We start from the raw sequence: 12401 nt of genomic DNA, 5'->3' as shown, positions 1-12401 counted from the left end.
GTCAAGGGTTCCATTGGTTGGAAAGGGCCGGACGCACAGTCTTCAGGTCCGGGGAATTTTCCAGGAAGTTGTCCGGGTAGTAGCCAAAACTCGTGACACCCTGGCGCTTGAGTACACCCATCCATTCAGCCATTTGCGCGGCGGACAGGTCAGGGGCATCCGGGGTGCGCCAGTCTTTGGCTTGCAGCTCGAATACGGTTCGCTGCATTGCACCGGGGCGGGCCTTGACCGTCGCCACCAGCTTTTCCAGCCAGGCGTTGGAGTTTTTCAGCGTCTCGCCTTCCATCAGCGGCATGGCCATGGGCGCGGTCCAGTCGTAGGTCTGTAGGAAGTCATCAAGGTTCTGCGCGAACCAGGCTTCGCTTTCGGGGTTGAGCATCGGCTGCGCGAAGATATTGCGCGCGGTCAGCACCTGCGGCCCGGCAATGGCGCGGACCTTGGCGGTCAGCTCATTGGTGAAGTCGATCAGGTAGCGGCTCTTGAAGCGCGTCCAGCGCTGCATCGCCGCAGGGTCGGCGCGCAGGGCCTCGATGCTGCCCGGCAGGCCGTTGGCGGCATAGGCCTTGAGTGCGGCGGGGCTGGCATCTTCGAAGTCCGAGAACACCGCGTCGTCGTGGTACAGCACCCCGTCGATGGCACTGTTGCGCGCCAGGTCTTCATAGAGCTCGCCAATGATTTTGCGCACTTGCGGGTCGAACGGCGACAGGCGTTTGTATTGATCCGGGTCGATGCCCACCTTGCCGGTTTCCGGGTCCCAGCGCGTCACACGCGGCAGCTTGGGATCAAGGGCAAAACTCAGCACTGGCATCCAGGCATACACGCTGGCATGGGCACGGGTGTGCAGTTGCCAGGCGACGCGGTTGAACAAGTCGGCGCGCATCGGCAGGTGGCGGTTGGGGAAGTACAGCGAGTGCACCAGGCCGTCACCCTTGGGGTCGGCGAAGGCTTGCAGGAATACGGTACCGGCGCCCATGTCCACCACGCGTTGCACCAACTGGTCGAGGTTGCGCGCTTGTTGGGCAGCATCCGGGTCGTAGACGTTATCCAGGTCCACATGCAGCACCCGCAGCGGTGCCGGGGTTTGCACCGCGACGATGCTGTTGGCGAAATGCTCGCCATCCGGGTCGGAAGCCACCAGGAAGCGCGGGCTGTTCATCAGGTTATCGGAGCTGTCGAGGCCGTCTTCCAGGGTCAGGGCCATCTGGTAGCCCTGCTCGCCGACAATGGCCAGCGAGGTGCCTTTGGCCGCGCCGTATGGCCACACCCAGACCCGTGGTTTCTTGCCGGTGACGGTTTGGATTTTGTTGGAGATCGCCACCACGTCCGCACGCAACCGCGCATCGAACTGCGCCTGGCTTTCATAACGCCCGGTAGCCGGGTCAAAACGCAACGAGGTCGCCGCCGGCTCCAGGTTGCCCTGGGGGTTGGCGAGGATGCCTTTGTGATTGGCGTCGGTGTGTGCGGCGATTTCCACCAGGCCGGACTGGGACACTTCGCGAATCTGCTGCCAGGTCAGGAACTCGCCACGCGGCCGGGGCGAGCCGGCAAAGTCCACCGGCTGGTTGAGCGGTGTGTCGATCCAACTGCCCACTGGCGCCAGCAGGGCCGGCCAGTGGTAGGCGCGCAAAATCGGCAGCACGCGGGTGTAGAAGCTCGAATAGCCATCGTCGAAGCTGAGCATGATGGCTTTGGGCGGCAATGCCGGGCCGCCACGGCGGGCGGCCAGGATTTGGTCAACGCTGACCGCCTGGTAGCCGTTCTCGCGCAGCCAGGCCAATTGTTCGATCAAACGCTCGGTGCGCACCGCCACCACGGCCTGGTCGGGATCGCGATCCGACACGTCGTGGTAGGCAATGCCCAGGAAATGGTTTTTCGGCCACGCCTGTTCGTTGAGCGGGGTCGGCCGCTCGGCGGGTGGAGTGAAAGGTGCGGGTTGCTGGGCGCAGGCACTGGCCAGCAATACACCCAGAACCAACAAGCAACGGCTGAGGAAGGTCATGGTCAGGCTCTTTTAGAAACGGTAAGTGAGGTCGACGAGCAGGCGCAGATCGCGTTCGCGATCACCGTCGTAAGGTCGGCTGATCAGGCTCAGGTTGGCGCCAACGTCCAGTACATCGTTCCAGCGATAGCGTTGGCCGTAGCCGATCAACGCCATGCCGCCGGTGGAGTAATCACGCTGGCTATACGTACCCGCACCGACCTGGAACTGCTGACTCCACTGGGTCTCGTAGCGGTGATAAAGCACATGGTTGATGGTGAGGACGGGCAGCACGGTGAAATCCGACTTCGGATTGAAGTACACCGTGTCTTCCTTGCTGTTGCGGCTGGCGCCGACTTCCAGGCCCAGGTCGACTTGCACCCTCGGCGAGCTGTAGAGGCCCTCGCGGCCGCTGAGCAAGGCTTCGAAGCGGTCGTTGCCGTCGCTGAAATGGGACGGGCTGAGGGTCAGTTTCCACTCGCGGCTTTCGTTGGCGCGCCAGCGGACAAACCCGCTGCCGCCGTTGGCCGTGATGCCGTCATTCAGCGCGCGCAACGGCGTGGTGCTCAGCAGGTAGCCGAGGCTGCCGCCGTATTGCCAGTGGTCGTTGATGTCGCGGGCAATCGAAATCGCGGCGCCTTGTTTGGAGCCATCGCCGTAGGAATGGTTGGAGACCTCGGCTTCGATGGTCATGTCGCGGGTGCGCCGCTCTACACCGACCACCTGCCAGCGATGCTGGCCGGTGCCCTCTTCGAAATCTGCACGGGCGTAGCCGGCACCCGCGAACAGGCGCCAGTCTTCGTCGATGGGCGGCGTGTAGAGACGGCTTTCGATGCCCCAGTCACGACTCCCCGAAACCGCCCCTGCCTCGCTGTCGTTACCGCCGCCGAAGCTTTTACCGGTGTAGGCCTCGACGCGCAGCTCAGCCATGTCATGCACATCGCGCAGGCGGCTGAGGCGCTGCACTTGGCGGTTGTCCGGGTTGCGCGCAACCACGTCGTCGGTAAGCACGTCGAGCTGGCGCCACTCCTGAAGGTCCATCGCGGTGTACGCCTGGCTCACTTCCAGGCCGATGTCGCGCGGGGCCTGGGCTTCGGTTTCCTTGAGGATGCCTTCGGCGCGCCGGGGCAGATCGCGGGCGCGGTACATGTCGGCCTGGGCCAGGCGCAGGCCGACGTTACCCGGAGCCTTGGCGACCAGCGCTTCCAAACCGGCTTCGCTGCCCGGCAGGTCGCCGCCGTACACGCCAGCCTGGGCCGACAGTTGCTGGGCGTCCATCCACGCGTCGTTGGGGTTGCCGACGGGCAGACCCTTGAGTTCGACACGGGGTTTCTGGCTGTTGGCGAGCCCCTTGGCAACCTCGTTGGCGTCCTCGCCTTTGTCGCTTTCCTGCAAGGCGTAGAACAACGCGGTGGTGTCTTCGACCCGGTCATCGGGTTCGGCGTCGGTGGCGCTCAGGACCTGGCGATACAGCGGCTCGGCCTTTTCCGGCTGGCGTTGGTCGAGGTAGGACGCGGCCACCCAGCGCACGGCGTAGGTCGGCAATTGCACGCCTTCGCCTTTAAGAATTTCGTACTCACGGATCACTTCGGCGGTACGCGCCCGCGCCTTGAGCGCACCGAGGCGGTCGATGCGCCAGCGCACCACGTCGTCATGGGCGGTGGCGTCCGGGGTCCAGCGGGCGAGCAGTTTGTCGTAGTCCGCCAGGGCGCGGTCGGCAATCACGTAGCGATCTTTTTCGCTGCGCGTGGCGAACTCGGCCATGCGCACGCGCTCGGCGGCGAGGTCGCCTTCCAGGCGCCGTTGAGTGACCGGGTCCAGCAGGCCGGGACGTTGGGTCGACAGGCGCAACGCGGCTTCCGGCAGGCGGGCCTTTTGCAGGGCAACGATGTATTCGCGGGCGACTTCAGGCTTGGCGCCGGCGCGGATAAACGCCTGGTCGAATTCAAACAACGCGTCGTAGTTCAAGCCGGCGCGGGTCAGCGCGTACCCCAGGGCCATGCGCCGGTTGGGGTCATCGGGCTTGGCGGCCACCAGCGCACGGGTGCGTTGCACGGCTTCGGTGGTCTTGCCACCGTCGGCCTGGGTCAGGGCGAGGCCCAGTTGCAGGTCGATGTTATTTGGCTCACGCAGCAGCGCCTGGCGATAGACCGCCTCTGCCTGGGCCCACTGCTTTTGATTGCGATAGGTGCGCGCCACGGTGGCGAGCGCCTGGGTGCTGAGGTTGCGATGTTTACCCTCGGCCTCGTACACCTTAAGTACTTCAGCATCCTGGCCGGCCCAACCGGCGATCACCACATGATCGCTGACCTGGCCTGGCGTCTGGCGCTCGGCCGACAGCTGACGCAATTGGGTAAGGGCGGGTGTGAAGTTGCCGTTGCGCGCCTGGATGATCAGCGCGTCATAGGCCGGATCGGCCATGGCGAAAGCGGGCATCAATAGCTGGCTGCATAAAGCTGCCCCGACGAGCAGTCGCAACCGGCCTGATGCACTGAGTGGTAGGTTTCGCAACATATCGTGAGCTTCCTTACACACGGAAAGCTGTAACGATAGGTGGTCCTGCGCGATTCGCTGCAGGGTGCCGGCGTCTAATGACCCGGCCTAGCTTTCCTGTGTGAACTATCTCTTAGGAAAGTTGGCAGAAGGCCAATTCAGAACAATTGTTCAGAATTGCGGGCAAATCTGAAATGTGAATGCGGGAGCAGACTTGCCTGCAACAGAAGGGCTCGGTACGCATGAACGCCAGCCGTTTGACCTCTGTTGCGGGCAGGCCCGCTGCCCCATTATTTATTTGCGAGCCAGGGCAGATTATTTACTGCGCGCCGCTCACCGCACCAACTTTGGCCATCACAAAACCAATGAATTGCTCGACAGTCATCTTCTGACCGTTGAACGTCACTTCATTGTTGGCGTAGTGCAACTTGGACACCACGTCGCTGCCGACCAGGGTCGCCAACTGCGTGCCCACCGCCATGCCGCTGACCATCTCGGCGGCCATCTGGGATTGTTGCTCGATGGCTTTCGGGTCGGTCACGCCGCCGAGTTGCGCCTGCAGCGCGGAAACGTCAGCGATCATCGGCTTGGACAGGGTCAGGTTGGCGTCCAGCAGCGCAATCATCTGCTTGCCCAGTTCAACCGGTGGCAGCTCCATGGACACCGGCTTGGCCAGGTCGACCAGCAGGCTGAACTTGCTTTCGCCGTGGGTGGTTTTCAGCGACAGGTTTTCCACCGCCACTTGCGGCTTGGCGGCCAGGACCTGGTTGACGTTGGCTTCGGCCAGGGCCTGCTCGGCTTCGGTCAGTTGCAGCTCAGGTGCCGGCTGGTTGGCGGCGGCAGCGGCTTGTACCGGCTGCATCTTGTCCTGGTAAAGCTTGGTCAGCACCAGCATGGCCGGGATGTCGACATTCTTCATGCTCACAGCCAGCGCCGCCGAACCCACGGGTTTGCCTTGATAGCCGATCTCGTCGATCTTGTAGTCGACACGGCCGGCCAGGTTGTTGTCCTTGGTTTCGCTGGAGTCTTTCTGCTCGAAGCCTTTGACGGTCAGCACGGCTTTCTGCGGGCCGAAGGTGAACTTGCTGTCGGTCAGTTCAACGGTGTTTTGCCCGGTGTAGAAACCGAAGGTGGATTTTTCCAGATTGCTGGCGATGGTCAGGCCCGACAGCTCGGCTTCGAAGGCTTCGCCATTGGCATCCACGGCGGCGACCTTGAGGCTGTTCATAAAGCCATCGGCCTTGACCTTCTGGCCCTCAGCGGTGCCGTCGAAGTTCATGTTGGCGCCGGAGAAGCTCACCGACGATTTGTCGTCCTTGAACTCCAGCGGCAGCAATTCGATGTTGCCGTTGACCGAGCGGGTGTAACCGATATTGGCCACGCCTTTGAGCGGTGACACGTCTTTGGCGGCGGCGAACCACTTCTCGGTAGTGGCGTTCTTTTCCAGCGCGTAGTGACTGGTGGCCATGACCGGCAGCCACTTGAGCGTCACCAGGCGCGAGAACGGCAGCGGGCCGTGTTCGATATGGTCGACAAACAGCAGTTCCGGGTTCGGGTTGTCTTCGCCGAAGACCGAGCCTTGGCCTTTCAAACGGTAATGGGCGGTGCTGCTGAACACCCCACGATCCAGGGAGACCAGCTCCAGGGCCACGGTGCCATCGACGCCGGCCATGGAGGTCTGCAGTTCCTTGTTGGCGTTCTGGATCGCGGTTTGCAGCACCGGCTCCAGTTGTTTACCGGTGTACCAGGCGCCGCCTGCACTGACGACGCCAACGGCGACAACAAAACCCAAAAGAACGACTGCTGGCTTATTCATGAAGTGACCTGATCAAATCCTGTGAGAAGTGGGCTGTCTTCCTTGAACCCTGTAAGGGTTGGCTCAAGCCCGCCGAAAGCGGGGGAAGATTAGCACTGGCGGCCGTAAACGGCCCAGCCTTTCAGAGGGATCAGTTCAGTAGTAGTTCAGGAATACTCCAGCTCGATTTCATCCAACTGGTGATCGAAACTCTTCAAGCGCGCCGTCCAGGTGTACACCAGCACCTCAAACTCGCGGTGTATCACCGCATTGCCGGGGGTGTCGGCCTTGGGGTCGCAGAAGTCCAGTTGGTAGCGTTCGCGGGCCATCTGTGTCGCAACATCAGACAATTCCCGCGCATTATTGAGCCAATGCCTACCTTCGGCGACCTGCTGATCGAGGGCCACGCACTGTTTTTTCAGGACTTCGAGGCTTTTTTCCAACGGCGTGCCGGTGAGGTCGCCCATGACTTCCTGGAACGTGCGCCCCGGCTGCCAATAGCTGCCCCAGAAATAACGGTCGAACACCGTTTCCACCCGGCGCAGCGCAACCTTGGTGTCCCAGATCGCCACGCGGGTCTTGCCTTGTTCGAGGAGTTTTTTCTTGATGCGTTGATTCTGGTAAGAAGCCCAGGCCACCACGCCGATGGACAAGGTACCGATCACCAGGCAGGCGCTGTCGAGAAAGACCATGGCCTTGTCGAGCTGGTGAGCGAGCATGACGCCGTAGAAATACGCGGCCGATAACAGCACCAGTGCGAAGAGCACGCACCAGAAAGCGGGAGCATAAGGGTTTTTCATTATTGGAATCCCCATGAGCAAACGCGAGCAGTGTCAGGCAGGGCATCACGGCGCCCCACCTGACAAAGCATAGCTATCTGCTCAGGGTTTGCTGGCTTGCGCAGGTTGCGTTCGTCCGCTTTCCCAGCCGCCGCCCAAGGCCAGGAACAGGTCGATCTGACTCATCGCAACCTGGGTGTTGGCCGCCGCCAGCTGCGCCCGCACGTCGGTGTAGGTGCGGGTGGCTTGCAGGTCCGCCAGGAACGACGCACGGCCGGCCTGGAAGAAGCGGTGGGTCTGCCCCGCCGCTTCCTTGGCCGACTCACCCGCTTCGGCCAGTGCGTCGCGCCGTTGCAACTGCGCGGTGTATTGCGCCAGGCCGGTCTGGGTTTCGCGGATGGCGTTGAGTACCACTCCGTCGAAATGCGCCAGGGCGCCCTGGGTTGCGGCCTCGGCTTCGTGGACACGGGCGCGGGCGCCGTTGGTCGGCACGGTCCAACTGATCATCGGGCCAAAACCCCAGCGGTTGGTCGCAGGCGTGCCAAGGTTTTCGAGCAGGCCGACGGTGCCTACCGTGGCGCCGATGGCGATGTCCGGGTACAGGGCGCCAGTGGCCACGCCGATCCGAGCGGTGGCGGCGGCCAGTTGGCGTTCCGCCTGGCGCACGTCGGGGCGGCGCTTGAGCAGCGCCGCGCCGTCACCCACGGGCAGCAGTTGGGCGATGTGCGGTAGCTCGGCGCAGTTGCCGGTGCCCGCTGGCAGTTGGTCCAGCGGCTTGGCCAGCAGCATCGACAGGCGGAACAACCCAGCCTGGCGCGCCGCTTCGTAGCGCGGCATGTCGGCGCGCAGGGATTTGTACTGGGTTTGCGAACGGGTGACCTGGGTTTCATCGCCACGGCCGGCGTCGCGCAGGCGCTGGGTCAGTTTGGTGCTTTGGGCTTGCAGGTCCAGGGACTCGTTGGCAATCGCCAGTTCTTCGTTGGCCGCGCACACTTGGGTGTAGGAACGCACCACATCGGCCACCAGGGTGATACGTGCGATATCGGCAGCGGCCTGGGCCGCATCGGCGCTGGCCTGGGCGCTTTCGATGCCGCGTTGCAAGGTGCCGAACAGGTCGAATTGATACGAGGTAGTGATGCCGACGCTGCCGATGTTACCCACCGGCACTTTGTCGGCCAGCAAAAATGCTTCGCCGGACTCCTGCAGGCGCTGCGCCTCGGCCTTGGCGCCGAGGCTCCAGCCGCCGGCAGATTCAGCCTGTTGGGTCTGGAAACGCGCACGCTGCAAGTTGGCAGCGGCCATGCGCAGGTCGGTGTTGGAGGCCATCGCTTGGCGCACCAGTTCGTCCAGGCGCGGGTCTTTGTACAGCTTCCACCAGTCGCTCGGCACCGGCGCCGACACCACGTTGGCGCCCTCGCCCGCGATTGGCCCTTGCAGGTCGCCACGGTTGACGGCGGCCTTGTCCGGCAGCGTGTAGTCCGGGCCTACCACTTGGCAGGCCGACAGCAACAAACCCAGCGCGGCGGTTGCCAACAGCTGCTTCATGGCGTGGCTCCGTCATTGGGCTTGTCGCCAATGATCGACACCGTGGCCGTGCGCCCGGCGATCATACGGAAGTCCGCAGGCACGTCGTCAAAGGCGATGCGCACCGGAATCCGCTGGGCCAGGCGTACCCAACTGAACGCCGGGTTGACGTTGGGCAACAGGTTGGAGCCGCTGCTGCGGTCACGGTCTTCGATACCGGCGACGATGCTCTGCACATGGCCGCGCAGGCGGGCGTTGTCGCCGATCACACGGATGTCCACGGCCATGCCGACGTGGATGCCGTCGAGCTTGGTCTCTTCGAAATAGCCGTCGATATGGAAGGAATTGCTGTCCACCACCGACAGCACTGGGTGGCCAGCGGTGACGAATTCCTGGGTACGCGGCGCGCGGTCGTTGACGTAGCCGTCCACCGGGCTGCGGATCACCGAGCGATCCAGGTTGAGTTGGGCCGAATCCACCGTCACTTGCGCTTCGGCCAGGGCCGACTGGGCACGGGCCACGCGGGACTGGCTTTCTTCCAGTTGCTCGCTGGGCACCAGGTTGCCGAGGCCACGGTTACGCTTGTACTCGCGGCTGGCCTGGGCCAGGGTTTCCTGGCGGTCGGCCACGGCGGCCTGGGCCTGGCGCAGGGCCAGCTTGAAGCGGTCCTGGTCGACGGCAAACAGTACCTGACCCTTGGTCACCAACTGGTTGTCGCGCACGTCCACGCGCTGGATCAGCCCGGACACGTCCGGGGCGATCTGCACGATGTCGGCACGAATGTGGCCGTCGCGGGTCCAGGGCGCAAACATGTAGTACATGACCATGCGCCACACAACGACGACCGCGAAGCTCACGATCAACAGCGTCAGGACTACACGGCCGATGGTCAAAAAAGGTTTTTTCATGTCATCAGGTATCGACTGAGTGAGTCCACCGCGCCCAGCAACAGCGCGTAGAGCCCCACATTGAACAATGCCCGGTGCCAGACCAGGCGATAGAAGTGCATGCGCGTCAACAGCCCGTGCACCACCAGGAACAACACGTACGTAATGCCCATCAGCACCAGCAGCGTGGGCAGGAACACCCCGCTGATATCCAGATCACCGATCATAAAGGCGCTCCATCCGGCAGCGGCGCTTCCAGCTCCGTGCCACCAATAAATTCGACGCCGGGCAACAGCGCCAGGCGCAGGCCGGCCAAGGCGTGCAACAGGTGCAGGCGGGTATCGTCTTCGTCCTGCAGGCCTTGCCCGTTGAGGGCGCGGCGCGTGCGGTCCAGGGTCATCAGCAGACCGCTGGGCGCGGGCAAGCGTTCACCCGCCTTGAGGCAGGCTTTGAAGTAAGCGCCGACGCCTTCCACCACTTGGTTGAGCAACACCCGTGGCACGCCGAGGATGCGCGGCGAATAGGCCAGCAGGTCGAGCAGGTTCAGCGCCACGCGCAAATCGCGCAGGGCGATGCCGGTGTCCTGGCCGGTAAGGGCCAGGCGCGGCAGGTGCTGCATCAGGCGATCGAGCATTTGCACGGCCAGGTGCCGGTGTTCAGCCAGGGTGGCGGGTTCGGTGAGGCCGACGATGTCACGCCAGCTGAAACGGGTCAGGCGCTTGGCCGCGAATTCGGCGCCAAAAGGCCGTGCGACCAACGTCCACACAAAGGCAAACAGCAGGCCCACAGGCCCGGCCAGATTGACGTTGGCGAAGTTAAGGAAGTCCGCGTCGTAGGCGCCCTGGATACTGATAAACGACGAGGTGTTCACCAGCGTCAACAACATGCCCAAGTAGAATCGCGGCTGCACGGTGAGGGTGCCGATGCAGATAAACGGCACGGCGAACGCCAGCACCAGCATCGGAAAATCGTGCAGGTTGGGCAGCACCAGAAACAGGTACAGGCTGGCGAACAGCACCGACATGGCGGTCCAGAAAAAGAATCGATAGATCTGCGGCGCCGGGTCGTCCATCGAGGCGAAGAAGCTGCACGCCACGGCGGCCAGGATCACGGCGCTGCCGCCGTCGGTCCAGCCCAGCAGAATCCACAGCACCGAGGCGACGATGATCGCGGTGACGGTGGAAAACGCCGAGTAGAACATCAGGCCACGGTCGAGGAATGGCGTAAGCCGGCCCAGGCGCCAGTGACGGTACACGGCGCGCCAGGTGTCTTGGCTTTCGCACTGGATCGCGGCCTGCAGGCTGCGGCAGTCTTGCCACAGGTCGATCCATTCGCCCAGGCGGTACAGCGCGTTGGAATACAACAAGGTGTGGCGATCATCCAGCGCTTCGCCTTGGGGTTGCAGTGCATCAACCCGATCACGCAGGGCGCGCCAGCTTTCCATGGGTGCGCTTTCTTGGGTGCCTTCCAGCCATTGGCTGGTGGCTTCCAGGATCGGCTTGATGCGGTCTAGAAATTCCGGCGCACGGTGTTCGATGGCGTACAGGGCATCATCCAGGGCATCCACCACCGGCAGCAGATGGATCATGCGCCCACGCAGTTCCTTGGTGTTGCGCACTGTCTGCGGCCGCGCGCCTTCGTGGGGCAACTGGCCGATCATCAATTCAAGGGTGTTGAAGGTGGCAACCATGCCGCCGCGCAAGGTGCTGACCTCTTCCGGCGCCACGTTGCGCGTCAGAAAGCGCTGGCTGTAGACCTGGGCATCGGCAAACCACTTGGCCACCGAGCCATCGAATACCGGCATCAGGCGGCGCGGCCAGAACATCGCGCCCACTACGGCAGCGACTGCAATGCCGAGGAAGATTTCTTCGGTCCGCGCCTCGGCGACATCCCACACCGCCAGCGGGTTATCCACCACGGGCAGGGCGATCAGCGGCAGCGTGTAGCCGGCCAGCATCAGCGCATAGTTGTTGGCGGTGCGCAGGTGCATGGAGAGGAACAGCAAAGTGCCCGTCCACAGCGCGATCACCACTACCAAAATGTAGGGTGACTGCACGAACATCGGCACAAAAAACACCGCCGCCGCCGCGCCCATCAAGGTGCCAATGGCGCGGTACAGGGCCTTGGAGCTGGTGGGGCCGACAAACGGGCTGGAGACGATATACACCGTGGCCATCGCCCAATACGGACGCGGCATTTGCATGAGCATGGCGATGTACAGCGCGATCATCGACGCGGCGAAGGTACGCACGCCGTAGAACCAGTCGCGGGCGGGCGGAAAACCGGTAAAGAACCCGTTCAAAGCGTCGCCGCCTCAAAGGCGCGCAGCACACGCAGCGCGGCTTCCATATCGGCGGGTGCGATCTGCGCCAGCACTTCGCGGCGCAGGCGCACCAGCTGCACTTCAACCGCTTGCACCAACTCACGGCCACGCTCGGTGAGGCTCAAGGCCTTGGCGCGGCGGTCGTGGACGTCTTCGGTACGGCACACGTAGCCATCACTGCACAGGCGATCCAGCAGGCGCACCAGGGACGGGCTTTCCATCCCGGACGCCTGGGCCACTTTGACCTGGTGCACACCGTCGCCCAAACGACCGATCATCAAGAGCGGCACGGCGCAGGCTTCGGAGATGCCATAGCTCACCAGCGTGGTCTGGCAGATTTTGCGCCAGTTACGGGCGCCCACCACCATGCTGCTGCTGAGGTTCATCTGGAGTTGTTCGAGGGATTGAGGCACTGGATAGTTCGCATACAGTTAGTTTGCTAACTATCAATATGATGGAGGGTGGTTGTTCCGTCAAGTTTTGAAACAATTTAGCGATGGGTGGAGCGTTTCAGTGGCAGCAGCGCAAAACCCATGTGAGAGGGGGCTTGCCCCCGATTGCGGTGGGCCAGTCATTGATGCATGCGCTGGCAAGCCCCCTCCCACATTTGGATCGGTGTCGG

At 63.1% G+C, this 12401-nt stretch carries 9 protein-coding genes; all 9 read right to left on the bottom strand.

The features are described 5' to 3' along the window. Window position 1: 1 nt before the first annotated feature. The 9 genes from pgaB to AB3G88_RS00735 all read right to left on the bottom strand — a co-directional run bounded on the left by pgaB (window position 2) and on the right by AB3G88_RS00735 (window position 12165). Window positions 2-1999 (bottom strand): poly-beta-1,6-N-acetyl-D-glucosamine N-deacetylase PgaB, encoded by a 1998-nt coding sequence (gene pgaB / locus AB3G88_RS00775; RefSeq protein WP_400526097.1) that lies wholly within the window; start codon window positions 1997-1999, stop codon window positions 2-4. Between the two features lie 12 nt (window positions 2000-2011). After that, a complete protein-coding gene (gene pgaA / locus AB3G88_RS00770) occupies window positions 2012-4492 on the bottom strand; it encodes a poly-beta-1,6 N-acetyl-D-glucosamine export porin PgaA (RefSeq protein ID WP_480452782.1) in 2481 nt (826 codons plus the stop codon). A gap of 298 nt (window positions 4493-4790) precedes the next feature. Beyond that, complete coding sequence (locus AB3G88_RS00765; protein ID WP_099584335.1) at window positions 4791-6287, bottom strand: YdgA family protein; 1497 nt, start codon at window positions 6285-6287, stop codon at window positions 4791-4793. Window positions 6288-6433: 146 nt separating this feature from the next. Further along, complete coding sequence (locus AB3G88_RS00760; RefSeq protein WP_112192895.1) at window positions 6434-7066, bottom strand: NADH:ubiquinone oxidoreductase subunit N; 633 nt, start codon at window positions 7064-7066, stop codon at window positions 6434-6436. 81 nt (window positions 7067-7147) lie between these two features. Next, complete coding sequence (locus tag AB3G88_RS00755) at window positions 7148-8590, bottom strand: efflux transporter outer membrane subunit (protein WP_480452779.1); 1443 nt, start codon at window positions 8588-8590, stop codon at window positions 7148-7150. Further along, window positions 8587-9477 (bottom strand): efflux RND transporter periplasmic adaptor subunit, encoded by an 891-nt coding sequence (locus AB3G88_RS00750; RefSeq protein WP_099584332.1) that lies wholly within the window; start codon window positions 9475-9477, stop codon window positions 8587-8589. Before AB3G88_RS00750 ends, AB3G88_RS00755 begins: the two co-directional genes overlap by 4 nt. Next, a complete protein-coding gene (locus AB3G88_RS00745; RefSeq protein ID WP_003187469.1) occupies window positions 9474-9683 on the bottom strand; it encodes a DUF1656 domain-containing protein in 210 nt (69 codons plus the stop codon). The genes AB3G88_RS00750 and AB3G88_RS00745 overlap by 4 nt, the downstream gene beginning before the upstream one ends. Next, window positions 9680-11758 carry an FUSC family protein gene (locus tag AB3G88_RS00740; RefSeq protein WP_480452777.1) on the bottom strand — a complete coding sequence of 693 codons (2079 nt, stop codon included), beginning with the start codon at window positions 11756-11758 and terminating at the stop codon, window positions 9680-9682. The genes AB3G88_RS00745 and AB3G88_RS00740 overlap by 4 nt, the downstream gene beginning before the upstream one ends. Beyond that, window positions 11755-12165 (bottom strand): MarR family winged helix-turn-helix transcriptional regulator, encoded by a 411-nt coding sequence (locus tag AB3G88_RS00735; protein ID WP_112192894.1) that lies wholly within the window; start codon window positions 12163-12165, stop codon window positions 11755-11757. The genes AB3G88_RS00740 and AB3G88_RS00735 overlap by 4 nt, the downstream gene beginning before the upstream one ends. Window positions 12166-12401 lie beyond the last annotated feature (236 nt).

The sequence above is a fragment of the Pseudomonas arvensis genome, assembly GCF_056688935.1.
The sequence above is the reverse complement of the archived record's forward strand: the minus strand, read 5'-3'. Positions and strand labels throughout refer to the sequence as shown.